We start from the raw sequence: 24,143 nt of genomic DNA on the forward strand, positions 1-24,143 counted from the left end.
GTGGCGCAACAGGCCGCCAAAAGACGCTGACCGCACCGGGACGGGGTGGCTAGCGTCGAGGCCGTTGGGGGCTTCGTCACTTCCCGGTCCACCGCCACCGCGGGTCTGCGACGCCCCCGGAGTGCGCGATCCGCGCGCACCGGACACGGGAGGTACGTGTGTTCAGACCACGGAAGCGCGGTAAAGCCCTCGGGGCCGCCGTCCTGGCGTTAGGGCTGCTGTCCACGCCGGTCGCCGGCGCCGAACCCGCGGGAACGGCCGGTGCCGGGACCGCGAGGGCAGCCGGTGCCGAGGACACGGGAGCGGCCGGAGCCGCGAGGCTCACCGGTGCCGAAAACGCGACCGCGACCGACACGGAGCCGACCGACACCGGGCCGACCGGGAGTGACACGCAGCCGCGCACCGTCACCCTGATCACCGGTGACCGGGTCGTGGTGACCGGTGCGGCGGTCGGGTCGTTCCAGCCCGGACCCGGCCGCGACCGGGTCACCTTCCACTCCACCCACCGGGACGGGCGGCTGAGCGTCGTCCCCGAGGACGCGGCCAAGGCCGTCGCCGAGGGCAGGCTCGACCCGCGGCTGTTCGACGTCACGGGCCTGGTCGAAGCGGGTTACGACGACGCCCGCACCGACCACCTGCCGCTGATCGTCACCGGCACGCCCACCGGCCTGCGCTCCGCCCGCGCGCTCCCCGGCGCCATGGCCACCGCGGCACCCAAGGCCGAGGTGGGCGCGACGTTCCGCGCGCTGCTCACCGATCCCGGCGTGACCAAGGTGTGGCTCGACGGCGTGCTCCGCCCGACCCTGGACCGCTCCACCGCCCAGATCGGCGCACCCACCGCGTGGCGGGCCGGCTACACCGGCAAGGGCGTGAAGGTCGCCGTGCTGGACGGCGGCGTGGACGGTGCGCACCCCGACCTGAAGGGCAAGGAGGTCGCCGAGCGCAACTTCACCGACGACCCCGACGCCACCGACCTCACCGGCCACGGCACGCACGTCGCCGCCACGATCGCCAGCGGTGACCGGGCCTACCGCGGCGTCGCGCCCGACGCCCGCATCCTCGACGGCAAGGTGTGCGGCGGCAACGGCTGCCCCGAGTCGTGGATCCTGGCCGGCGTGCAGTGGGCCGTGGACGAGGGCGCGGACATCGTCAACCTCAGCCTCGGCGGCTACGACTCCCCCGGTGTCGACCCGCTGGAGGACGCGATCAACCAGCTGACCGCGAAGACCGGCACCCTGTTCGTCGTCGCCGCGGGCAACGGCGGCCGGTCGAGGTCGATCGACTCGCCGGGCAGCGCCGACGCCGCGCTCACCGTGGGCGCGGTCCGGCACGACGACGACCTGGCCCACTTCTCCAGCCGCGGCCCGCGCAACGGCGACGACGCGGTGAAGCCCGACATCACCGCGCCCGGCCTGAACATCGTCGCCGCCAAGGCCGCCAAGGGCGTGCTCGGCACCCCGGTCGGCAGGCGGCACGCGTCGCTGTCCGGCACCTCGATGGCCACCCCGCACGTCGCGGGCGCGGCGGCCCTGCTCGCCCAGCAGCACCCGGACTGGACCGGCGCCCAGCTCAAGGCCGCCCTCATGGCCTCCGCCAAGCCGAACCCCGCCCTGGGCGTGTTCGACCAGGGCGCGGGCCGGGTCGACGTGACCCGCGCGCTCACCGCGACGACCGGCGCGGAACCCGTGAGCCTGACGTTCGAAGAGCAGCTGTGGCCGCACCACGACGACACCCCGGTCACCAAGACCGTCACCTACCGCAACAGCGGCCCGGAGCCGATCGCCTTCGACCTCGCCGTCGAACTGCGCGGCGGCGCACCCGCCGGTCTGGTCACGGTGGACCCGGCGCGCGTCACGGTGCCCGCCGGCGGGACGGCCACCGTGGCGGTCACCGCGGACACCAGGGTCGGCGCCGTGGACGGCGTCTTCTCCGGTGTGCTGGTCGGCGGGCCCACGCGCGTCCCGATCAGCCTGGCCCGCGAGGTCGAGAGCTACGACGTCGCGATCGAGCACGTCGACGTCGACGGCAACCCGGCCCTGGACAACTCGGTCGCGCTCGTCGGCATGGACAACAACGTCTACGAGAACCTGTACGGCCCGGACGGCACCGCCACCGCACGCGTGCCCAAGGGCGAGTACATGGCGCGGGCCGTCATCCGCAGCTGGCCCAGGACCTGGGTGCTGGGCCGACCGGCGCTGACCGTCGACGCCGACCACACCCGGTACACGTTCGACGCCCGCGTGGCCAAGCCGTTGCAGGTCACCGCGCCCGACCCGACCGCGACGCCGATGATCGGCGACATCAACGTCTCCCGCCTGCTCAACGGCAGGCGCGTCGTGCTCAACACGGCGTTCATCGGCGGTTTCGGCGACATGGCGATCGGCCACGTCGGCCCGACCCTGACCGCCGAGGAGCTGACCGTCTCGGTCGGCGCCCAGTTCCAGAGCCCGCCGGTCGACGGCACGCCGACGCACTACCGGTTCCGCTGGATGGAGCCGGGCGCGGTCCCGACCGGGTACACCCGCGCACCCACGAAGGACGAGCTGACCGAGGTGCGGACCGCGTTCGCGCCCGGCCCCGCCGACCGCCAGTACCTGCACAGCGGCAACGCCAGCCCGCCGGACGGCTCGGGCGGCTGGTCGGTCGGCTTGCCCGTGCCGGCGGGCGGTGAGGTGATCGACCTGCTCACGCCCGACCAGCTCACCTGGAGCTGGGGCTACCAGCGGCTGTCGCCCCAGTACCGCACCGAGGCCGACTACTCGTCGTTCCACCGCCGGTACCGGCTGGGCGAGCGGTACGCGGAGCGGTTCGCCCACCCGGTGCTCGGGCCGGGCCTGGCCGGCTACTCGGCCACCTACCTCGGCGTGCACGAGGACCGGGTGACGGCGCAGATCCCGTTGATCAACGACCGGGACGGCAACCTCGGCCGGGGCAGCCACGAGTCGGCGCGCACGTCGGTGTACCGGGACGGGCGGCTGGTCGGGCAGGTCCGCGACCAGTGGGGCGAGTTCACCGTGCCCGAGGGCGCGGGCCACTACCGGGTGGAGCACGACATCGTCCGCGATCCGGCCGCGCACGAGCTGACCACGCGGGTCAGCGGGGCGTGGACGTTCCGGATGGAGACCCTGCCCGATGGCCACGGCCGCCGGCTGCCGATGTCGGTGGTGCGGTTCGAGCCGGAGCTCGACGCCGCCGGCAGTGCGCCCGCCGGACGCCTGCTGCGCGTGCCGCTGGCCGTCGAGCAGCAGGACGGCGCGGACAACGGCGAGGTGGGCCAGGTCCGGGTGGACGTGTCGTTCGACGACGGCAGGACGTGGCGGCGGGTGCCCGTCACGGGTGGTGCCGCGCTGGTGCCGCACCCCGACGCGGCGGGATACGCGTCACTGCGGGCGTCCGGCTCGGACAGTGACGGCAACACGTTCGAGCACACCGTGATCCGCGCCTACCGGATCACCCGCTAGGCCGGGGCCGGTGCCCCGGGCCGGCGGGTCCGGGGCATCAGCCGCGCCGCCTGCGGGCGACCGGGGTCGGCGCCACCAGGAAGTCGCCGCCGACGAAGATGTTCACCGCCTCGTCCCGCCCGGCGAACGTGCCGTTGTGCACGGGCGGGAACACGGCGGGGCACCGCGGCCCGACGCACGGCCCCAGCCCGCCCGGCAGCGGGTCGGCGACACCGACCCCGGGCAGCGCGACGGCCGTGACCAGCGCCGCCGCGCCGACGACTCCGAGCAGGGTGGTGCGGATCATGCGGTCAATGCTCGGCGAAGTGCCGGTTCCCGCACGGCGAAACCACGCGGGCTACCGCACGGGGTGACCCCGAACCCCCGGCCGGGTGACTCAGCCCCAGACCGGGAGCCAAGCCTGCCAGCGGTCTTCCTCGCACGAGTTGCGGCGGTTGAACCCGGCCGCGACCTCGACGCCGAACAGCACGCCGGACACCTTGGCGTACTCCGGGCCGTAGACCCGGTCCAGGCAGTTCGCGGTGGGCGGCGGCGGCTTGATGGTGCCCGGCGACTTGCGGATCGCCTCGCACGCCTCCTTGGGCCGCGGGTGCGTGCCGCCGTCCGGGTCGCAGGTGAGGCGGTACTCCCGGACGACCGGGGTGAGCGTGCCGTAGACGGAGATGGTGAGGTCGGTGGTCGCGGCGGCGGTGGTCGGTGCCGCGGCGGCGGCGGGTGTGAGCGCGGCGCCGAGGGCGGTCGCGATGGCCAGCGCGGGGAGCAAGCCGCGGGTCAGCCTGGTGACGGGCACGTTGGTCTCCTCCAACTGATCGGCGTTGATCGAGCTGAGAACCGTGGCGGCGGCGGTGCTGCCGGACCAGTAAACCACCTGTCCACAAAGGACGGCCTCGACGGCGCCGGCACAGCGCCGGGGTGGCATCCAGATTCCGTCCAACGCACGTCCAGACGGCCTCTCCACGATTCCCCCCGACAACCTGGAGGGAGCTGGTGGAGATGCTCAAAGCGCACCGGATGATCAGCTGGCTGGGCGCCGCGGTGATGGCGCTCGCCCTGGTCGTGCTGACGCCGACGGGGCCCGCGTCGGCCGCACCGGTCACGCCCGATTTCGGGCCGTCGATCGACGCCTACGCGGCGTACGACGGTCAGGACACGTGCGAGGCGACCGCGAGACCCGGCGTGATCGACGTGCGGGACCTGCTCAACGCCACCTACGGCACGCACACCTCGGGCATCAGCAGGTCGTGCAACGGCACGGTCAGCGAGCACCACGAGGGCCGCGCGCTGGACTACCACTTCAACTACTACGACGCGGCCGACCGCGCCAAGGCCGAGGACTTCCTCACCTGGGTCCTCGCCACCGACCAGTACGGCAACGGGCACGCGATGGCCCGGCGCCTCGGCGTCATGTACATCATCTGGAACAACCGGATCTGGGAGTCCTACCGGGCGGGCGCGGGCTGGCAGCCGTACCACGGCGACAGCCCGCACACCGACCACATCCACCTCAGCTTCAGCTGGGACGGCGCGCTCAAGCGGACGTCGTGGTGGACCGGCAGCCGTGCCGCGGAGGGTTCACCCGCCGTCGTCTCGATGCGGGACGGTCACCAGGAGGTGTTCACCCGCGGCGCGGACGGCCAGGTGTGGCACAAGTGGTGGTACGGCACCACCTGGAGCGGCTGGGAGTCCCTGGGCGGCGGTGCGGTCACGTCGGCGCCGGCCGCGGTGTCCATGCAGGACGGCCACATCGAGCTGTTCGCCCGCGGCACGGGCGGTGACGTGGTGCACCGCTTCTGGTGGGGCAACGGCTGGTCGGGCTGGCACAGCCTGGGCGGCCAGATCGTCGGCGCGCCGGCGGTCGTGTCGATGCGGCCCGGCCACCTGGAGGTGTTCGCGCGCTTCACCGACAACCAGATCTGGCACAAGTGGTGGTACGGCACGTCGTGGAGCGAGTGGGCCCCGATGGGTGGCGGCACCGTGTCGTCCAGCCCGTCCGTGGTCTCGATGCGCGACGGCCACCAGGAGCTGTTCGTCCGCGGCACGGGCGGCGACGTGCTGCACCGGTTCTACTACGGCAACGGCTGGTCGGCCTACCACAGCCTGGGCGGCGCCATCCAGGGCAACCCGGCGGCGGTGTCGATGTACGACGGGCACCTCGAGGTGTTCGTGCGCGGCACGGACAACGCGGTCTACCACAACCACTGGTACGGCACCGCGTGGAGCGGCTGGGGTTCGCTCGGCGGCCAGTTCAAGGACAGCCCGTCCGTGCTGACGATGCGGCCGAACCACCTGGAGCTGTTCGGTCGGGGCACGGACAACGCGATCCACCACAAGTTTTACTACGACGGGGGTCAGTGGAGCGCCTGGCACAGCCTGGGCGCGGTCTGATCGAGGAGTCCGCGGTCGCCCGGTCGCGAGGCCGGGCGGCCCACCCCGAGGGGAGGAAACGATGCGCAGCACAGTCCTGGTGGTGACGCTCGCCGCGCTGGTGGCGGGCGCTCCGGCGGCCGCGTCGGTGACGCGGGGATCGGTCCAGCCGGCGGCCGCGACGTGGGGCCCGGTGCAGCCGGTGTACGCGCCGAGTTCCGGTCAGATGTACGCCTACGCGCCGTCCGCGGTCACCGAAGGCGGGCAGAACTACGTGTACACGTGCCACAACGACACACCGGGCGTGATCACCGACCACGTGTACTTCACCCGCCTCGGCGTGCCGCGCGAGGACCGCTCGGTGCTGCGGCCGAGCACGTCGGGCTGGGACTCGACGCACACGTGCGACCCGACCGTGATCGCCGCGACCGTGCGCCACGGGCAGAAGACGTACCGGTACGTGATGTTCTACCTCGGCACGGACCACGCGAACACGAACAACCAGATCGGGGTGGCGTTCGCGGAGAGCCTCGGCGGGCCGTGGGTGAAGCACCCGACGCCGATCGTGACCACGCCGTTCGGGCCCGACATGTGGGGCGTGGGCCAGCCGAGCGCGACGACGATCGACCCCGCGACCGGCGAGCTGATGCTGTTCTACAGCCAGGGCGGCCCGACCACCGAGTCCTACTTCCGCTACCTGAACCTCGGCGACCTGGGCAGGCCGGTGGTCGGGGCACCCGTGCGGATCACGAACGAAGGGCTGGGCGGCGACGTCCTGCACAACTTCGACATCGCCTACGAGCCGGGTCGTGACCGGTTCTACGCCATCCGGGAGGCCGCGCCGTACCCCTCGGACGAGCCGTCGTACATCTCGGCGCGGGTGGAGGTCGTGAGCATCCCCGGCGGCGACGTCTGGGGCGGCACCGGCCGGTGGACCTCCGAGGGGTTCATCACCCCGGCCGAGTCGGGGTTCCCGCGCAACCACAACCCCGGGCTCCTGCGCACCGTCTACGGCACGCTGCCCTCGGCGAACGAGGTGACCGCGGTCTTCACCGTCGGCCGCACCGGCTCGTTCCCCGGGTCGTTGTGGAGCTACCGGCTGTTCCGGAGCACGGGAACCCTGCGATGACCTCAGCCCAGAGAGTGCCGGACGCTCCACCCCGCGCCGTAGTAGAAGCGGTGCCACACGGCGTTGTCCTGGCCCCGGAAGAAGAGCTCCTGGTGGTTCGGCGCCATCGACAGGACGGTCGGGCTGCTCGTCACGACACCGTCGTTCAAGCCGCCCCACTCGCTCCACGTGCTGCCGTACCACCACTTGTGGTACAGCGTGTCGTCGATGCCCCGGGCGTACACCTCGAGGTGGCCGTCGTACATGGACACCGCGGCGGGCGCGCCGGTGACCCGACCACCCAGGCTGTGGTACGCCGACCAGCCGTTGCCGTAGTAGAACCGGTGCAGCACGTCGCCCCCCGTGCCACGAACGAACAGCTCCAGGTGGCCGTCACGCATCGACGCCACGGACGGGCTGGACGACACGGTGCCGCCACCCATCGGCGTCCACTCGCTCCACGACGTGCCGTACCACCACCGGTGCCAGATCTGGTTGTCGGTGAAGCGCGCGAACACCTCCAGGTGGCCGGGCCGCATCGACACGACCGCCGGCGCGCCGACGATCCGGCCGCCCAGGCTGTGCCAGCCCGACCAGCCGTTGCCCCACCAGAACCGGTGCACGACGTCGCCGTTCACACCGCGGGCGAACAGCTCGATGTGGCCGTCCTGCATCGAGACCGCGACCGGCGGCGAAGCGATCCGGCCGCCGCCCAGCGACTCCCAGCCGCTCCAGGTGGTGCCGTACCACCACTTGTGCCACGCCTGCCCGTCCGCGCCGAGCCGGAACACCTCCTGGTGCCCGTCACGCATCGAGACCGCGCTCTGCGCGATGTCGTCGAGGTACCGCTGGGCCGCCTGCTCCGCGCCCGGCAGCCAGTGCGCGTAGCACTGCGGGTTCCCGCGGTCCTCGCAGTCCGACGCGGCCCAGTGGACCTGCCAGTTCGCGCCCTGGGCGGACAGGTCGTACGCGGCGCGGGCGTTGTTCGCGCCGACGAGCAGGTCGCCGTACGCCGCGACCCGTTCCGGGTAGGCCCTGATCTGCCACAAGCCCTGGTCGGCCGGGTTCGGCCCCTTCTCCCACGTGCGGCAGCCCGACTCGGCCATGCCGATCGCGATGGCCTTGACCAGCGCGTCCTCGCGGAAACCGGCGCCGTAGCCGTACTCGGCGCAGATCGCGGGCCCGTAGTCCTGCGCCTGCGCGGTCGCCGGCCACGTGGTCAACCCGACGAGCAGCACGAGCGCCGTCAGCAGCGATCTCATCCTTGATTCCCCCTCGTCACTCGGAAGCGCACGGATTGTGACCGGCGGCGGGCGCCCGGTTCTGGACGAAATCTGGATGGGCCGCTCGCCGCCGCTGTCTATGCTGCGGACGTGCGAGTCGGGGTTCTGGGGTCCGTCGAAGCGTGGGGCGAGGACGGGGCGCGGCTGCCCATCGGACCTCCGCAGCAGCGGTGCGTCCTCGGTGTCCTGGCGTTGGAGGCGGGTGAGGCCGTCCCGCTGGACCGGCTGATCGACTGCCTCTGGGACGACGACGCCCGGCGTGACGCGCGCGGGCTCGTGCACGGCTACGTCTACCGGCTGCGCAAGGCCGGGCTCACGATCACCAGGTCAGGCGCCGGGTACACCCTCGAAGCCGACGTCGACCTGCACCGCTTCCGCGGGCTGGCACGCGAGGGGGCGCACGCCGAGGCGCTCGGCCTGTGGCGCGGCGAGCCGCTGGCCGGGGTCACCGGGACGGACCTGCTGGCCCGGTTCCGCACGGCGCTGGTCGAGGAGATGCTCGCGGTCGTCGAGGCGTGGGCCGAGCACGAGCTGGAACGGGGACGGCACCGCGAGGTCGTGGGCGAGCTGGCCGCGCGGGCGGCCGAGCACCCGCTGCGGGAGAAGCTCGTCGCGCTCGCGGTGCGGGCGCTGCACCTGTGCGGGCAGCAGGCGGAGGCGCTGCGGCGCTTCGACCGCACCCGCGGGCTGCTCGCCGACGAGCTCGGCCTGGACCCGGGTGAGGAGCTGAGGACCGCGCACGAGCAGGTCCTGCGGGGTGTGCCGGTGTCCGAGGCGCGCGCCAGCACGTTGCCGTTCGACGTGCCCGACTTCACCGGTCGCGCGGCGGACCTGGAGGCGCTGACCCGGCCGTCGACCGGCACCAGGGTGTGGGCGATCGACGGCATGGGAGGTGTCGGCAAGAGCACGCTCGCCGTGCACGCGGCGCACCGGCTCGCCGAGCGCTACCCGGACGCGCAGCTCTACGTCGACCTGCACGGCTTCACCCCCGGCCGCGCGCCGCTCGACCCCGCCGCCGCGCTGGCCACGTTGCTGTCGTCGCTGGGCGTGCCCGCCGACCGGGTGCCCGTGGACGTCGACCAGCGGACGTCGTTGTGGCGCACGACCCTGGCCGACCGCAAGGCCGTCGTGGTGCTGGACAACGCCGCCGACGCCGAGCAGGTGGCACCGCTGATCCCCGGCGCGCCGGACTGCCTGGTGCTGGTGACGAGCAGGCGGCGGCTGGTCGACCTGGACGGCGCGACGCCGCTGTCGTTGGACGTCCTGCCGGTGCCGGAAGCGGTCGAGCTGTTCACCGCCGTCGCCGGGGAACGCCCGGCCGGCGACCGGGCCGCCGTCCTGGAGGTCGTCGAGCTGTGCGGGCGGCTGCCGCTGGCGATCCGGATGGCGGCGGCCAGGTTGCGGCACCGACCGCAGTGGCTCGCCGCCGACCTGCTCGACGTGCTGCGGACCAAGCAGTCCCGATTATCCGGCCTGACCGCGGTTTTCACCGTGTCCTACGAGCACCTCGAACCGCTGCGCCGGCGCGTGTTCCGCACGCTGGCCGTGCACCCGGGCGAGCACTTCGACGCCTTCGCCGCCGCCGCGGTGACCGACGTGCCGTTGCCGCGGGCGCGGGACCTGGTCGAGGACCTGCTCGACGACCACCTGCTCGAGCAGAAGTCCCGCGGGCGGTACGAGTTCCACGACCTCGTCCGCCAGTACGCGCTGACGTTGCCCGAGGACGACGAGGTGCCGCGTCGGCGGATGCTGGACTACTACCTGGTCGTCGCCGACCGCGCGGCCGACCTGCTGCAACCGGGTCGGCGCAAGGCCGAGCCGCCGGTGGCGCACGTGCCCGCGGCACTCCCGCCGTTGGCCGACAACGACTCGGCGATGGCCTGGTACACCGCCGAGCACCGCAACCTCGTGGTGCTGGTGGAGCACGCGGCGGCGCACGGCCTGCCGTCCCACGCGTGCGCCCTGTCCCGCGACGTGGGGCACTACCTGGTGATCACCCACCACGTGGACGACCTGTTGCGCACACAGGAGGTCGCGGCCGGGTGCGCGCGCGAGCTGGGCGACCCGCGCCTGGAGTCGCTCAGCCTGCACCAGCTCGCGCTGACCAACTACATGGCGTGCCGCTACCGGGTCGGCCTGGAGTACGCGACCCGCAACGTCGAGCTGGCCCGCGGCCTGCCGAACGAGGCGCACACGGTCGCGGTCGCCGGGCTGCTGCACCACCGCCTCGGCGCGTACTCGGCGGCGCTGGACTGCCACCGGGCCGCGTTGGAGATCGCGCAACGCGACCAGGACTACCGCGTGTCGGCCATCTGCACCGCCAACATCGGCCGCACGCGGCTCGCGCTCGGCGACGCCGACGAGGCCCGTGAGCTGCTGGAGAAGGCGCTGGTCCGGAGCCGGGAGATCGGGGAGCGCAACGAGGAGGCGTCGAACCTGACCACCCTCGGCACCGCGTTGAGCCGGCTGGGCAGGCACGACGAGGCGCTGGCGGCGTTGCGCGCGGGGCTGGCGCTCGCCGAGGAACTCGGCAACGTGCACTACGCGGTGCGGGGCGGGATCGAGCTGGCGGACGGGCTGCTCGCCGCGGGCCTGCCCGCCGAGGCCGAGCCGCACGCGCGGCGGGCGATCGACGCGCTCAGCGGCGGGCGCGTGCTTGACCACCTCGCCGAGGCGCACAACGTGCTCGGCGCCGTGCTGGCGGCTTCGGGTGACGCGGAAGGCGCGCGGCGGCACCACGGGACGGCGTTGCGGCTCGCGTCGCAGATCGAGTACCGGCGGGAGGTCGAACGGGCCGTCGCGGCGTCCTGAACGGGGTGTCGCGAACGCCGGGCCGGACGGCTCGGTCAGCCCTCCGGGTGGCGGCCGAGCGCGTCGGCCGCGTGCACCGCCTCCAGCGACAGCGTCTTGTACCCGACCTCCTCGAACAGCACGGTGAGCCGGTCGGCTTCGCTCTGCACCACCGTGCCGGAGCCGAACTCGCGGTGGTGGACGCGGGACTGCGCCGGGTACTCGGGGTTGGCCGACACACCGGTGCCGGCCTCGCCGCTCTCGCACGTGTCGCAGTTGCCGCACGCCCGCTCCAGCACCTCGCCGAAGTACCCCAGCAGGTGCCGGCGCCGGCACGCCCTGGTCTCCGCGTACGCCCGCAGCACCTCGATCCGCGACCGGTCCAGCCGGTGCAGCCGCTGTGCTTCCTCCACCGCCAGGTCGGCCGCCTCCCCGGGCTCGACCACCAGCCGGAACCGCGCCTTGGCCGCCTGCACCGCGCCGACCCGTTCCAGCAGGTTCACCCCGGAGGTGACCTTGCGGCGCGACTCCCCCACCTCCCGGGCCAGCTCGGTGACCCGCAGCCCGGGGTGGTCGCGCACTGCCTCCGCCAGCCCCGCCAACGCGTCCCGGTCGACGTGGCGCGAGTGCAGGAACCGCTGGAGCCCGAGGTCCTGCGGCCGGTAGAACAGCACCGCCCGGGCGGGCTCGCCGTCCCGTCCGGCCCGGCCGATCTCCTGGTAGTAGGCGTCCAGCGAACCCGGCGCGGACGCGTGCGCGACGAACCGCACGTCCGGCTTGTCGATGCCCATGCCGAACGCCGAGGTCGCCACCACCACGTCCACCCGGCCGCGCATGAACGCGTCCTGCACGCGTTCCCGTTCGGCGGCCTTCATCCCGGCGTGGAACGGCTCGGCGTTCACCCCTCGGGCGGCCAGTTCCTCCGCGTAACGGCGGGCGTCCTTGCGCGTCGCCACGTAGACCAACCCGGGCTTGCCCGCGTCACGCACCCAGTCGAGCACCGCGCGCCGCTTGTCGTCGTCCTCGACGAACCCGCGCACCGCCAGCGACAGGTTGGGCCGGTCGAACCCGACGGCCACCACGACCGGGTCACGCATCCCCAGGTGGCTGATCACGTCCTCGCGCACGGTCGCGCCCGCCGTGGCGGTGAGCGCGAGCACGGGCGGACGGCCGACCCGGGCCACCGCCGCCTCCAGCCGCAGGTAGTCGGGCCGGAAGTCGTGGCCCCACGCCGACACGCAGTGCGCCTCGTCCACCACGAACAACGCGGGTTCGCCCAACCGGTCCGACACCTCGGGCTTGGCCAGTTGCTCGGGTGAGACGAACAGGTACCGCACCTCGCCGCGCGCCACGGCCTCCCACGTCGCGTCGTTGTCCACTTCGGACTGCGCCGAGTTGACCAGCGCGGCCGTGGGCGCGCCGTTCTCGCGCAACGCCGCCACCTGGTCGCGCTGCAACGCGATCAACGGCGACACCACGACGACCAGCCCGTCCAGCAGCACGCCGGGCACCTGGTAGACCGCCGACTTGCCCGCGCCGGTCGGCAGCACGACGAACACGTCCCGCCCCGCCAGGACCTGCTCCATGGCGGCGACCTGCTCGTCGCGCAGCTCCGCCCACCCGAACACGTCCCCGGCTGCCCGGCGCAACCGCTCCCGCACCGCGGTCACCGGACCACCCGCTCCCGCGCCACGAGCCGGCCGGCCACCACCAACACCGCGCCGAACACCAGGAAACCCAGGTCGTAGGCCAGTTCGTGCGGCCCGGAGCGGACGTGGTGCACGCCGAGCACCAGGTGGTCCACCACCCCTTCGACCAGGTTGAACACGCCCCAGCCGGCCAGCACCCCGCCCCACAGCGTCCGCCCGGCCACCTCACCCGCGCGGTTGAGCAGCGCCACGCCGGTGAGCACGAGCACCAGGCACAGCAGGTGGAACAGCCCGTCCCCGACCATGTTCCGGTGCGGGTCGTCCGGGTACCAGCCGGACAGCATGTGGTGCCAGCCCAGGAGCTGGTGGATGACGATGCCGTCCACGAACCCACCGATCCCCGAGCCGAGCACCAGCGCCGCTCGCGCGCCTCTCGTCATGGCCCGGGAGTTGCCCGCGCGGCCCGGCTCAAACTCGGCCCGTCGTCACACCCCGCCGCACCGAGGTGGTCAACGCGGTGGTCGGCGGCGCGGTCGTGATCGGAGGTGTGCTGCCGGCCCGGTCGGGGCCGAATGTGAGGATCTCTCCATGAACGCGATCTTCGTCTGCCTGCCCGGCTCCAACAGCAACTCGTTCCACTGGTCACCGCTGCTGCGCGAACTGACCCTGCTCGGCCACCGCGCACTCGCCGTGGACCTGCCCGGACACGGCTTCGACGCCACGTTCTCCGCGTCCTACCAGGCACCGCAGGACCCGGCCGCGCTCGCCGCCGCGCCGTCCGGCCTCAAGGGCGCGAGCCACGCCGACAACGTCGCGCACGTGATCGACGTGGTGCGCCGCGCGGGCGAGCACGGCCGGGTGGTCCTGGTCGGGCACAGCCGGGGCGGGATGACGCTGACCGGGGTGGCGAACGCCGTGCCCGAGCTGCTGCACCGGGTCGTCTACGTGTCGGCGTGGTGCTGCGTCGACCTGACCGCCGACGGGTACATGGCGGGGCCGGAGTGGGCGTCGAGCGTGCTCAACGACCTGCCGGGCCTGCTCGCGGGCAGCCCGGTCGACCTGGGCGTGCTGCGGATGAACTGGCGCACCGCCGACCCGGACCTGCTGGCCAAGCTCAAGAACGCGCTCCTGGCGGACGGCACGGACGCGGAGTTCCTGGCCGCGCTGAACACCCTCGAACCGGACGAGAGCCTGGACGGCGGCAGCGACCGCGTCGACCCGGCCGCCTGGGCACGCCTGCCGCACACCTACCTCCGCCTGGCCGGCGACCGCTCGGTGCCGGTCGAGCTGCAGGACCGGTTCATCCGCGAGGCCGACGCGCTGCTCCCGGACAACCCGTTCGACGTGCGCACGCTCGACACCAGCCACATGGGCTTCCTGGTCCGCGCGAAGCAGGCCGCCGCGGTGCTGGCCGAGCTGGCGTAGTCCCGGTCCGGGAGCCGAATCCCGGTTTGTCGAGTTATTGCGTGACGCTGCTCACTTCTTGCATGCTGGTGTCGTCCCTCCAACGAAGGAGCGTGCGGTGCCCCTGTCACGCAGGACATTCCTCGGATCGGCCCTGGCCGCCTCCGCCCTGACCACCACGTCGTCCCCGGCGGGCGCGGCGAGCCCGCCGGGCGACGTGGTCGGCAAGATCACCGTCGGCTACCAGGGCTGGTTCGCCGCCCGGGGCGACCGCTCGCCCCTCGACGGCTGGTGGCACTGGAGCCACGACTGGGGGCAGCCGCCCTCGCCGACCAACCACGCGCTGATGTCCTGGCCGGACATGACGGACTACGCGAACAAGTACACGACGGCGTTCGGCACGCTGGGCAACGGCCAACCGGCGACCGTGTTCTCCAACCACGACTACCAGACCGTGGACGTGCACTTCCGCTGGATGCGCGAGTACGGCTGCGACACCGCCGCCCTGCAGCGGTTCAACCCGACCGGCGGCGAGGGCCCGATCCGCGACGCCGTCACCGCCCACGTCCGGCGGGCCGCCGAGGCGCACGGCGTGAAGTTCTACCTCATGTACGACGTCACGAACTGGACGAACATGCAGTCGGAGATCAAGGCCGACTGGACGGACAAGATGCGCGCGTACACCTCCTCCCCCATGTACGCCCGCCAGAACGGCAAGCCGGTGGTCTGCATCTGGGGCTTCGGCTTCAACGACCCCGGCCGGCCGTTCACCCCGCAGCAGTGCCAGGACGTGGTCGACTGGTTCAAGGGCCAGGGCGTCTACCTGATCGGCGGGGTGCCCACGCACTGGCGGCGCGAGGTCGAGGACTCGCGGCCCGGGTTCGCTCAGGTCTACCGCAGCTTCCACATGATCTCGCCGTGGATGGTCGGCCGGATCGGCACCGTCGCCGACGCCGACCACTTCTTCACCCACGTGAACTCGCCGGACCAGGCCGAGTGCGACCGGCTCGGCATCGACTACCAGCCGTGCGTGCTGCCGGGCGACCTGTCGCGGCGGCACCGGGCGCACGGCGACTTCATGTGGCGGCAGTTCTACAACATGGTCCGGCTGGGCGTGCAGGGCATCTACATCTCGATGTTCGACGAGTACAACGAGGCCAACCAGATCGCCAAGACACCGGAGACGCAGGCGGGCATCCCGGTCGGCTCCGGTTTCCTGGCGCTGGACGAGGACGGCACGCGCTGCTCGTCGGACTACTACCTGCGGCTCACCGGCGACGGCGGCCGGATGCTCAAGGGGCAGCTCGCGTTGACGGCGGTCCGGCCGACCAAGCCGATGCCCGACGCGGTCGAGCGTGATCTCGCCGCCGGCCGGCCGACGACGCAGAGCAGCCAGACCCAGCACTACGGCAGCCACTTCGCCGTCGACGCCGACCCGCACACCTACTGGGAGAGCGCGAACAGCGCGTTCCCGCAGTGGATCGGGGTCGACCTGGGCACGGTGGCCGCGCCGCGCCGGATGGTGCTGAGCCTGCCGCCGAACCCCGCGTGGGGCCGCCGCACGCAGACCATCGCGGTGGAGGTCGGCACCGGCACATCGTTCACCACCGTGCTCGGCCCGACCGGCTACGTGTTCGACCCGGCCACCGGCAACGCGGTCACCGTCGCCCTGCCCGCCGGGGTGACCGCCCGGCACGTGCGGCTGCGGTTCAGCGGCAACACGGGGTGGCCGGCCGGGCAGCTGGCCCGGTGGCAGGTCTTCGGCTGACGGGTCTTCGGCCCGGCTGGGAGCGCTCCCACGGTAGGCTTCCCCGCATGGTGAGCGTTCTGGTCACGGGGTCGGCGGACGGTATCGGTCGGGAGACGGCGGCGACGCTGGTGGCGCGAGGGCACCGGGTGGTGCTGCACGCGCGCGACTCGGCCCGCGGTGACGAGGCGCTGGCCGCCGTGCCCGGCGCGGCCGGTGTGGTGGTCGGCGACCTCGCGTCGCTGGCGCAGACCCGGGAGCTGGCGTCCGCCGCCGGCGCCTTCGACGTGGTGATCCACAACGCGGGCCTCGGCGGCGGCCTGCCCGAGCGGCGGGTCACCGAGGACGGCCTGGAGCTGTTGTTCCAGGTCAACGTGCTGGCGCCGTACCTGCTGACGGCGTTGATGCCCCGGCCCCGGCGGCTGGTCTACCTGACCTCCGGGCTGGAGTCGCAGGGTGTGGCGGACCTCGACGACCTCCAGCACGAGCGCGGTCCGTGGGACGGCATGCAGGCGTACTCGGACTCCAAGCTGCTGGACGTGGTGCTGGCGTTCGCGGTGGCCCGCCGGTGGCCGGACGTGGTCAGCAACGCGGTCGACCCGGGCTGGATCAAGACCAAGCTGGGCGGCCCGAACGCCACCGACGAGCTGCCGAAGGGCGCGGACACCCAGGTGTGGCTCGCCACCGGCGACGAGCCCGCCGCCACGGTGACCGGCCGTTACTTCAAGTGGCGCGAGGAGCTGCGCGCCAACCCCGCCGCGTACGACGTGGACGTGCAGGAACGCCTGCTCGACGCGTGCGCGGAGATCACCGGCGTCAAGCTGCCGTGACCACTCTCCACGCGAGCAGGGCGGCGGCTACCCGGTAGGGCAGCCGCCGCACCGTTGCCTACGATCGCGACCGTGCCCAGACCTCGCCGGACCGTGCTCGCCGCGTTCGGCGCCACGGCCGAGCCGGTCGTGCTGCCCGGTGGCCGGGGCGGGACGTGGCGCGCGGGTGACCTGGTGCTCAAGCCGGTGGACTTCGAGCCCGAAACGCGCTGGCGGTCCGACGTGCTCGCCGCCCTGCCGGAGTCGACCGGGTTCCAGGTCGCCCCTCCGGTTCGGTCCGCGTCCGGCGACTGGGTGGTCGACGGGTGGGAGGCGTGCCGGTTCGTGGCCGGCGAGCCGGACGTCGGCCGGCCGGACGACGTGCTGCGGGCCGGTATCGCGTTCCACGCCGCCGTGCGCGACGTGCCCCGACCGTCCTACTTGGACCTCCGCGATGACCCGTGGTCGTTCGGCGACCGGGTCGCCTGGGAGGAACTGCCCCTCGACGGCAGCCCCGCGGACCTGCTGGCACCGCTCGTCGCGGCCCGTCGCCCGGTGGACCTGCCGGCCCAGGTCGTGCACGGCGACCTGCCGGGCAACGTGCTGTTCGCCGCCGGCCTGCCGCCCGCGGTGATCGACTGGCCGCCCTACTGGCGGCCGGCGTCGTGGGCCGCGGCGGTCGCGGTGGCGGACTGCCTGTGCTGGTACGGCGCGCCGCCGGAGTTGGTCGACCGGTGGTCGCACCTGCCGGGGTGGGACCAGGTGCTGCTGCGGGCGTTGATCTACCGGATCGTCACCCACGACCGGGCTTCCGGTGACTGGTCACCGGACCAGGTCCGCGCCTACCGGCCCGTGGTCGACCTGGTGACGGCCCGGCTCAGCGCGCCAGGGTCTGCTCGGTGACCTCCCACAACCGGGTGGCCGTCTCCGGGTCGAGCGCGTAGGCCGCGACACCGCTGACCATGTTGCCGTCGTTCGGCAGGGCCTCGCGGCAGTCCTCGAAGTACCGCCCGCCGACGCCGTCCAGCAGCGGTGACGTCGCCAGCAGCACCGACGTGGCCGCGCCCTGCTCCGGCGTTTTGAGCCGGAACCCCTCGGCACCCGCATCCTCGATCATCGACCGCATGGCGTCCGGGTCGACGTGGCGCTGGAGGTTGGTCATGATCCCGCCGGGCATCAGGGCGTTCACCGTGATGCCGTCCGCCGCCCAGCGCTTGGTCCCGGCCACGGCGAACAGCACGTTCGCGGTCTTCGACTGCCCGTACGCCGCCCACGGGTCGTAGGGCCGCTCGGTGAAGTGGATGTCGTCGAACACGACCGGCGACATGAGGTGCGCGGCGGAGCTCACCGACACCACCCGGGCGCCCTCGACGGCCAGGAACCGGTGCAGGCCGTTCGTCAGCGCGAAGTGGCCGAGGTGGTTGGTGGCGAACTGGAGTTCCCAGCCCTCCGGCGTGCGGGTCTCCGGTGTCGCCATGACGCCCGCGTTGTTGACCAGGATGTGCAGCGGGCCGTCCCAGCCGGCCACGAACGCCGCCACGGACGCCTGGTCGGCCAGGTCGAGCCGGGCGACCCGGGCCGTGCCGCCGATCTCGTCGGCCACCCGCTGACCGGCCGCCGTGTCGCGGACCGCCAGGGTGACCTCGGCGCCCGCCGACGCCAGTGCCCGCGCCGTCTCGACGCCGATGCCCGACGCGGCACCCGTGACGACCGCGCGCCGTCCGGTCAGGTCGATGCCCGCGACGACGTCGGCCGCGGTGGACTCCGCGTCGAAGGGCGTGGTGATGTGCTCGGTCATGTCTGCTCGTCTCCCCTGTCGTACACTGAAGCGGAGGTTCCTCCGTTACGTTCCACCGTAACCGGAGGTTCCTCCGTTTAGCTCGGAGAGCTGCGTCACACCCGTCTGGAGGCACCCTTGTCCCGCCCACTGCGCGCGGACGCCCAGCGCAACCGCGACCGGCTGATCGAGACGGCGCTGGACGCGTTCACCACCGAGGGCGCGGAGGCCACGCTGGAGTCCATCGCCAAGCGCGCGGGCGTCGGCATCGGCACGCTCTACCGCCACTTCCCCACCCGGGAGGCGCTGGTGGAGGCGGTCTACCGCAACGAGTTGGCGAAGATCTGCGACGCCGCACCCGAGCTGCTGGGCTCGTTGCCGCCGTTCGAGGCGATCAGGGCGTGGATGGACCGGTTCGTCGAGTACCTGGCCACCAAGCAGGGCATGGGTGACGCGTTGCGCGCGGTGATCGCCTCCGGCGGCGACCCGTACGCGGAGAGCAAGGACCGGCTGGTCGAGGCGATGGCCACGCTGCTCGCGGCGGTCGACCGGCCGGACGTGGACCCGTTGCACGTGATCGCCACGGTCGGCGGCATCGCGCTCACGGTGCCCGACGTCGGCCCGGCGGACGGCATGCTCGACCTCGTCGTGGACGGCCTGCGCTACCGCGCCTGACGTCTACCGAACCCGCGCTGTCGGCGTTGGTCGCCGCACGGCCGCACGGGGCGTCCCGACCAACTGCCGGCTCAGGTCACCGCGCAGCGTGGACACCGCGTCCAGCACGTAGTTCTGCCGCACCCGCCACGGACCGCGGTCACCCTGGCGCGGGAACGCGTCGACGGCCCGCTGGATGTAGCCGGAGGCGAGGTCCAGCAGCGGACGGCGGGCCAGCGGTCGGTCCGGCGTGGGGACGACCGACGCGTAGCCGCGCCGGTCCATGTGGTTGACGACCCGGCACACCAGGCGCGAGGTCAGGTCGGCGCGCAACGTCCACGACGCGTTCGTGTAGCCGACGCAGACGGCGAAGTTCGGCAGCCCCGTGATCATCGCGCCGCGCCAGATGAACTGCTCGGACAACTCCACCGCGCGCCCGTCCACGCTCGGCGCGATCCCGCCGAACGCGAGCAGCCGCAGCCCGGTCGCGGTGACCACGACGTCGGCTTCCAGCACCCGCCCGGACTTCAGCCGGACGCCGTCCGGCGTGAACGTGTCGATGTGGTCGGTGACGACCGACGCGCGGCCTTTCTTGAGCGCCCTGAACAGGTCCGCGTCCGGGATGGCGCACAGCCGCTGGTCCCACGGGTCGTAGGTGGGCGTGAAGTGCTCGCGCACCGCGTCGTCGTCCTGGAGCACCTTGGCGGACAGCTTGGTGAGCACCTTGCGCGCCGCCTTGGGCCAGCGGCGGCAGAACTGGTAGAACGCCAGCCCGAACAGGATGTTCTTGGTGCGGATCAGCCGGTGCGCGGCGTGGGCGGGCAGCAGTTCGCGGACCTTGTCGGCGAGCTTGTCACGGCCGGGCACCACACCGATCCACGTCGGCGAGCGCTGGAGCATGGTGACGTGCGCGGCGGTCTCGGCCATCGCCGGCACCAACGTCACCGCCGTCGCACCACTGCCGACCACGACCACGCGCTTGCCCGCGTAGTCCAGGTCGTCGGGCCAGAACTGCGGTCGCACGACCTCGCCGCGGAACGACTCGACACCGGCGAAGACCGGGTCGTAACCCTGGTCGTAGTCGTAGTAGCCCGCGCAGGAGTAGAGGAAGTCGCAGGTAATGACACTCTCGCTGACCACGCCGTCCTCTTCACGACGAACCGTCAACGTCCACCGCGCAGTCTCCGTGGAGAAGTCCGCGGCGACCACCTTGGTCCGGTAGCGCACCAACCGGTCGATCCCGAACTCCGCCGCCGTGTCCCGGACGTACCCGAGAATCGACGGCCCGTCCGCAATCGCCTTCGCCTCGCGCCACGGCTTGAACGGGTAGCCGAGCGTGAACATGTCCGAGTCGGACCGGATGCCCGGGTAGCGGAAGAGATCCCACGTCCCACCGATCGCGTCACGTGCTTCTAGGATCGCAACGGACTTCCCCGGACACTCGGTCCGCAACCGGTAGGCCGCACCGACACCGGACAATCCAGCGCCGACGATCACGACGTCGAGGTGCTCGGTAGCCGTCATACCCCCAGTCTCCCGGACCTGCCAACACCCCTCCCACCTGGGCCAACACCAACCCCAACCGCCGACCCGCGAACACGATGGAGTGAACCTGCCTTCCCCCACTCCCCAAAACGCCGTTATCATTGCCCTCAAACGTCGGTTGAAGAAATGAGGAGCCCCGAGCAACCACCGCCGTGCCACCCCCACCACCCACCCCCACCGCCAACGCCCCGCCACCACCCGACCGCAAGCAACGGCAGCCACCCCACCACCCACCGCCAACACGTCGAGCCACCCGAACCCGGCCCAGGCGCTCCAGCCCACCACCGCCCCAGCCCACCGAGCCCCCAGCCCACCGAGCCCTCGGCCCACCGAGCCCTCGGCCCGCCGGGACCTCGGCCAGCCCAGCCCGCTGTCCGCCGCCGGGATCGAGGCCGCACCCTCGCGCCAGCCGGGTCCCGCCGCACGCAGCCGCGCCCCGCGGATACCACCTCGCCGCGCCGCGCCCTGCCGCCGCCCAGCCCACCAGCCGCCCAGCCCAGCCCGGTCCGCCCGCCCGCCCAGCCCACCAGCCGCCCAGCCCGGTCCGCCAGCGTCCTGCCGCCGCCCGGCACGTCCCGCCGGCGCCTGCCGCGCTCCGCCGCGCCTGTTGTGCCGTCGCGCCGTCGAGTCCCGTCCGCGCCCGGCCGGATCCTGCCGCCGCCGAGCCGCCCAGCCGAGTCCCGGCCCGTCGCCGCCCGGCCCCGTCTTGCCGCCGCCGAGCAATCCCGCCGCGCCAGCCAGCCGTCAACCGCGTCCCGCCGCGCCAGCCAGCCGTCAACCGCGTCCCGCCGCGCCAGCCAGCCGTCAACCGCGTCCCGCCGCGCCAGCCGCGCCCCGTCCTGCTGCCGCCCCGGCCCGTCTCGTCGCCGCCCAACCGAGTCCCGCCGCACCCAACAGCGCCCAGCCGGATCCCGCCGCGCCTAGCCGAGTCCAGCCGCGCCCAGCCGGGTCCCGGCGCGTGAAGTTGAATCTCGGTCGTCCCGAGCCGAGCCGTGGTGGGCTGGGGCGGGCCAGACTGGTGAGGTCTACGGCACGTCGTTGGAGGAGGCCGCATGTCCCAGCTTTCGCGCTACCGGTTCGCGGGCGGTACGGCGGTGGTGACCGGGGCGGCCAGTGGGATCGGTGAGCAGTTGGCGTACGGGTTGGCGCGGCGCGGCAGTGGTCTGGTGTTGATCGATCGGGATGGTGACCGGCTCGCGGCGGTGGCCGGGAAGATCCGTGGGGTGCGGGTCGAGACGTTCGTGGCCGATCTGGGTGACATCGGGGCGTTGGGCGGGCTGGCGGCGCGGGTGCTGGCGGGCGATCCGCGGATCAGCCTGCTGGTGAACAACGCGGGTGTGGCGCTCGGGGGGACGTTCGACCAAGTCGGCGCCGACGAGTTCGACTGGGTCATGGACGTCAACTTCCGCGCGCCGGTGGCGTTGACCCGGCTGTTCCTGCCGACGTTGCTCCAGTCGCCGGGCAGTCACGTGGTCAACGTGTCGAGCCTGTTCGGGCTCATCGGCCCACCCGGCCAGACCGCCTACTCGGCCAGCAAGTTCGCCCTGCGCGGGTTCACCGAGTCGTTGCGCCACGAGTTGGCCGACCGCGGCGTCGGCGTGACCTGCGTCCACCCCGGCGGTATCCGGACCAGGATCGCGGAGACCGCTCGGGTGGCGTCGGGGGTCAGCGAAACCGAAGCGGCACAAGGCAAGGAGAGCTTCGCCAAGCTGCTGACCTACCCCGCGGACAAGGCGGCCGAGCGGATCCTGGCGGGCGTGGCCAAGCGCAAGGGCCGGGTGCTGATCGCGTGGACCGCCATCGCACCCGACCTCGTCGCCCGCCTCTTCCCCACCTCCTACCTGACCGTCCTCAACCGCCTCAGCCCCGCCGCGGCCCGCAACGCCGCTCAGCGCAACACGACCTCCACCGGCAACTGAGTCACCTGATCCAGTGACGTGATCACCGGCGACACACGGTAAGCGTCGGTGTCGAAGGCCGCTCGCACATCGGCCTCCGGGTCCTGCAGCAACGCCGCCAGCTCGTCGGCCGCCGCGACGTCCTCTTCGGACAGTTCCGGCTCGTCGCTCAGCGAGCCCCACAGGTCCCACAGGATCATCTCGTGCTTGTTCAACGACGCCAGGTCCTGCACGAGGTCGTGCCGCACCTGGGTGAGGCCGCGCGTGCCGGGGACGGTCATCTCGGGCGAGACCACGAACCGGTCGGCCTCGATCGCACCCGACCGGGCGGCACGCCACGCGTCCGCGCCCACCAGGAACCGGTCCCGCGGCACGTCCATCAGGTCGACCTCGCCGTCCAGGAACTGCGGGTCGACCAACCGCCACCGCCGCCCGTCCCACACCTCGGCCACCACGTGGTCCAGGTACCAGCCGGGCGCGAGGTACCCGGCGAACCCGACCCGCGACCGGGCCGGGATGCCGTGGTGCCGTGCCATCGCCACGAACAGCAGCGTGAAGTCCCGGCAGCAGCCCACGACCCGCTCGGTCGGTGCGCGCTGCTCGCCCAGCGGCGCGGGGTTCAGCTCGTGCAGGCGGGCGAGGATGTCCGCCGCGTACCGCAGGTCGACCTCCGCCAGCCGTTCGGCGGGGAACCCGTGGTCGGTGATGTTCCCGTTGCCCCAGTAGTGGAACACCAGCCCGGCCGCGACCCGCCGCAGCTGCGCCAGGTCCGGTCCGACGCCGTCCAGCCACCCGGCGAGCGGGCCGGGGTCGGTGAACCGGCTGTGCGTGGTGTAGTCGATCATGTGGGCTCCCCTCGGCCTGTGTGCCGCGCATTGTCTACGCCCTGCCCCAAGGGCACGGTCAAGCGGTGACGGTGAACAGGACGTAGCCGTAGCCCAGCTCCCGCCGACCCGGGTTGGCGCGGACCCACCCGTCCACGACGTCGCCCGGGAACTCGATGCGCAGCACGGCTTCCAGCTCCGCCGCGTCACGGCACCGCCACGACGACATCACCTCGGTGCGCTCCGCGCCCTGGTCGCGCCACCACGCGTCGGTGGTGTCGGCGGCACCCTGCGCGGACGCCCACGGCGAGGCGGCGAGCAGGCCGGCGAACTCGCCGTGCCGCCAGTCGTTGTCGATCACGACCAGCGTGCCGCCGGGCCGCAGCACGCGCCGCACCTCGGCGAGCCCAGGCCCGCAGTCCGGTGGGAAGAAGTACGCGAACCGGGCGTGCACCACGTCCACGCTCGCGTCGGGCAGCGGGACGTGCTCCGCCGACCCGTGCCGCACGGTCCCCCGCTGCGCCGCCCTGGCCAGCAGGTCGGGATCCGGCTCGACACCGATCACCTCGCCCGCGTCGGCCGCGTAGCGGGGCAGCCAGAAGCCCGTGCCGCAGCCCAGGTCGAGCAGCGTGCGACCGGCCCAGTCGGCCCGCTCGCGCAGGGCGCGCCACAACCGCCCGTCCGGGTCGATCGCCTCGTTCTCCCGCTCGTAGACGTCGGGGTGGTCGGCGATGTTGGGCGCGCGGTGGAAGTCCGGGAACGTCACGGAGGACACCGTACGGGCGCACCACCGCGACGCCGCGTCCTTGACAGCCCGGGGCCCGAGGCGC

General features: G+C 72.9%; 19 protein-coding genes. 10 read left to right on the top strand and 9 right to left on the bottom strand.

The genetic code is table 11. The annotated features are described in order from the left end of the window. Nucleotides 1–158: 158 nt before the first annotated feature. Nucleotides 159–3,461: a S8 family serine peptidase gene (locus tag B0I31_RS14505; RefSeq protein WP_106615854.1), complete on the top strand. Its 3,303-nt coding sequence runs from the start codon at nt 159–161 to the stop codon at nt 3,459–3,461. 37 nt (nt 3,462–3,498) lie between these two features. On the opposite strand, the gene B0I31_RS14510 is transcribed toward B0I31_RS14505, so the two are convergent. Further along, entirely contained in the window at nt 3,499–3,747 is a 249-nt protein-coding gene (locus B0I31_RS14510) for a hypothetical protein (protein ID WP_106615855.1), read from the bottom strand. Nucleotides 3,748–3,837: 90 nt separating this feature from the next. Then, nucleotides 3,838–4,329: an SSI family serine proteinase inhibitor gene (locus tag B0I31_RS14515; protein WP_181320162.1), complete on the bottom strand. Its 492-nt coding sequence runs from the start codon at nt 4,327–4,329 to the stop codon at nt 3,838–3,840. 125 nt (nt 4,330–4,454) lie between these two features. On the opposite strand from B0I31_RS14515, the gene B0I31_RS14520 reads away from it, so the two are divergent. Together B0I31_RS14520 and B0I31_RS14525 are read left to right on the top strand one after the other, a co-directional pair. Continuing rightward, nucleotides 4,455–5,846: a PLL family lectin gene (locus B0I31_RS14520; protein WP_245949916.1), complete on the top strand. Its 1,392-nt coding sequence runs from the start codon at nt 4,455–4,457 to the stop codon at nt 5,844–5,846. Between the two features lie 61 nt (nt 5,847–5,907). Beyond that, entirely contained in the window at nt 5,908–6,954 is a 1,047-nt protein-coding gene (locus B0I31_RS14525; protein ID WP_106615858.1) for a glycoside hydrolase family protein, read from the top strand. Between the two features lie 2 nt (nt 6,955–6,956). Here B0I31_RS14525 and B0I31_RS14530 read toward each other — a convergent pair whose 3' ends face one another. After that, nucleotides 6,957–8,195, bottom strand: a complete 1,239-nt coding sequence (locus tag B0I31_RS14530) for a DUF8189 domain-containing protein (protein ID WP_106615859.1) — start codon at nt 8,193–8,195, stop codon at nt 6,957–6,959. Nucleotides 8,196–8,306: 111 nt separating this feature from the next. Here B0I31_RS14530 and B0I31_RS14535 point away from each other — a divergent pair, with 111 nt between their 5' ends. Beyond that, nucleotides 8,307–11,027 (top strand): AfsR/SARP family transcriptional regulator, encoded by a 2,721-nt coding sequence (locus B0I31_RS14535; protein ID WP_106615860.1) that lies wholly within the window; start codon nt 8,307–8,309, stop codon nt 11,025–11,027. Nucleotides 11,028–11,062: 35 nt separating this feature from the next. Here the strand turns inward: B0I31_RS14535 and B0I31_RS14540 are convergent, their stop codons facing one another. After that, on the bottom strand, nt 11,063–12,676 hold the full coding sequence (locus B0I31_RS14540) for a RecQ family ATP-dependent DNA helicase (RefSeq protein ID WP_219910703.1): 1,614 nt from the start codon (nt 12,674–12,676) through the stop codon (nt 11,063–11,065). Then, nucleotides 12,673–13,095 carry a DUF2243 domain-containing protein gene (locus B0I31_RS14545; protein WP_106615861.1) on the bottom strand — a complete coding sequence of 141 codons (423 nt, stop codon included), beginning with the start codon at nt 13,093–13,095 and terminating at the stop codon, nt 12,673–12,675. The genes B0I31_RS14540 and B0I31_RS14545 overlap by 4 nt, the downstream gene beginning before the upstream one ends. A 148-nt stretch (nt 13,096–13,243) precedes the next feature. Here B0I31_RS14545 and B0I31_RS14550 point away from each other — a divergent pair, with 148 nt between their 5' ends. From B0I31_RS14550 to B0I31_RS14565, 4 genes are all read left to right on the top strand, one after another. Next, complete coding sequence (locus tag B0I31_RS14550) at nt 13,244–14,080, top strand: alpha/beta hydrolase (protein ID WP_106615862.1); 837 nt, start codon at nt 13,244–13,246, stop codon at nt 14,078–14,080. Nucleotides 14,081–14,177: 97 nt separating this feature from the next. Next, the gene (locus B0I31_RS14555) at nt 14,178–15,827 is read left to right on the top strand and encodes a glycoside hydrolase family 99 protein (protein WP_106615863.1); all 1,650 of its coding nucleotides are present in this window, start codon (nt 14,178–14,180) and stop codon (nt 15,825–15,827) included. 47 nt (nt 15,828–15,874) lie between these two features. After that, a complete protein-coding gene (locus tag B0I31_RS14560; RefSeq protein ID WP_106615864.1) occupies nt 15,875–16,636 on the top strand; it encodes an SDR family NAD(P)-dependent oxidoreductase in 762 nt (253 codons plus the stop codon). A gap of 72 nt (nt 16,637–16,708) precedes the next feature. Next, nucleotides 16,709–17,518 (top strand): TIGR02569 family protein, encoded by an 810-nt coding sequence (locus tag B0I31_RS14565; protein ID WP_219910704.1) that lies wholly within the window; start codon nt 16,709–16,711, stop codon nt 17,516–17,518. Here B0I31_RS14565 and B0I31_RS14570 read toward each other — a convergent pair. Further along, a complete protein-coding gene (locus B0I31_RS14570; RefSeq protein ID WP_106615866.1) occupies nt 17,493–18,413 on the bottom strand; it encodes an SDR family NAD(P)-dependent oxidoreductase in 921 nt (306 codons plus the stop codon). The two genes, B0I31_RS14565 and B0I31_RS14570, sit on opposite strands and share 26 nt — an antisense overlap. A gap of 117 nt (nt 18,414–18,530) precedes the next feature. Between B0I31_RS14570 and B0I31_RS14575 the strand changes: the two genes are divergently transcribed. Then, nucleotides 18,531–19,067 carry a TetR/AcrR family transcriptional regulator gene (locus tag B0I31_RS14575; protein ID WP_219910705.1) on the top strand — a complete coding sequence of 179 codons (537 nt, stop codon included), beginning with the start codon at nt 18,531–18,533 and terminating at the stop codon, nt 19,065–19,067. Nucleotides 19,068–19,070: 3 nt separating this feature from the next. Here B0I31_RS14575 and B0I31_RS14580 read toward each other — a convergent pair whose 3' ends face one another. Further along, on the bottom strand, nt 19,071–20,570 hold the full coding sequence (locus B0I31_RS14580; RefSeq protein ID WP_106615868.1) for a flavin-containing monooxygenase: 1,500 nt from the start codon (nt 20,568–20,570) through the stop codon (nt 19,071–19,073). Nucleotides 20,571–21,643: 1,073 nt separating this feature from the next. Between B0I31_RS14580 and B0I31_RS14585 the strand changes: the two genes are divergently transcribed. Next, complete coding sequence (locus B0I31_RS14585; protein WP_106615869.1) at nt 21,644–22,510, top strand: SDR family NAD(P)-dependent oxidoreductase; 867 nt, start codon at nt 21,644–21,646, stop codon at nt 22,508–22,510. Here the strand turns inward: B0I31_RS14585 and B0I31_RS14590 are convergent. Both B0I31_RS14590 and B0I31_RS14595 read right to left on the bottom strand, forming a co-directional pair. Next, nucleotides 22,480–23,334 (bottom strand): transglutaminase-like domain-containing protein, encoded by an 855-nt coding sequence (locus B0I31_RS14590; RefSeq protein WP_106615870.1) that lies wholly within the window; start codon nt 23,332–23,334, stop codon nt 22,480–22,482. The two genes, B0I31_RS14585 and B0I31_RS14590, sit on opposite strands and share 31 nt — an antisense overlap. A 58-nt stretch (nt 23,335–23,392) precedes the next feature. Then, entirely contained in the window at nt 23,393–24,079 is a 687-nt protein-coding gene (locus tag B0I31_RS14595; protein ID WP_245949896.1) for a class I SAM-dependent methyltransferase, read from the bottom strand. Nucleotides 24,080–24,143 lie beyond the last annotated feature (64 nt).

Origin of the sequence: Saccharothrix carnea (assembly GCF_003014735.1) — a bacterium.
GTDB lineage: Bacteria > Actinomycetota > Actinomycetes > Mycobacteriales > Pseudonocardiaceae > Actinosynnema > Actinosynnema carneum.

Bases quoted from the DNA above. Each gene is read 5' to 3' on its own strand.
- B0I31_RS14560 (WP_106615864.1), top strand. From the start codon at position 15,875: ATGGTGAGCGTTCTGGTCACGGGGTCGGCGGACGGTATCGGTCGGGAG.
- B0I31_RS14570 (WP_106615866.1), bottom strand. From the start codon at position 18,413: ATGACCGAGCACATCACCACGCCCTTCGACGCGGAGTCCACCGCGGCC.
- B0I31_RS14530 (WP_106615859.1), bottom strand. From the start codon at position 8,195: ATGAGATCGCTGCTGACGGCGCTCGTGCTGCTCGTCGGGTTGACCACG.
- B0I31_RS14550 (WP_106615862.1), top strand. From the start codon at position 13,244: ATGAACGCGATCTTCGTCTGCCTGCCCGGCTCCAACAGCAACTCGTTC.
- B0I31_RS14580 (WP_106615868.1), bottom strand. From the start codon at position 20,570: ATGACGGCTACCGAGCACCTCGACGTCGTGATCGTCGGCGCTGGATTG.
- B0I31_RS14520 (WP_245949916.1), top strand. From the start codon at position 4,455: ATGCTCAAAGCGCACCGGATGATCAGCTGGCTGGGCGCCGCGGTGATG.
- B0I31_RS14585 (WP_106615869.1), top strand. From the start codon at position 21,644: ATGTCCCAGCTTTCGCGCTACCGGTTCGCGGGCGGTACGGCGGTGGTG.
- B0I31_RS14525 (WP_106615858.1), top strand. From the start codon at position 5,908: ATGCGCAGCACAGTCCTGGTGGTGACGCTCGCCGCGCTGGTGGCGGGC.
- B0I31_RS14590 (WP_106615870.1), bottom strand. From the start codon at position 23,334: ATGATCGACTACACCACGCACAGCCGGTTCACCGACCCCGGCCCGCTC.
- B0I31_RS14545 (WP_106615861.1), bottom strand. From the start codon at position 13,095: ATGACGAGAGGCGCGCGAGCGGCGCTGGTGCTCGGCTCGGGGATCGGT.
- B0I31_RS14510 (WP_106615855.1), bottom strand. From the start codon at position 3,747: ATGATCCGCACCACCCTGCTCGGAGTCGTCGGCGCGGCGGCGCTGGTC.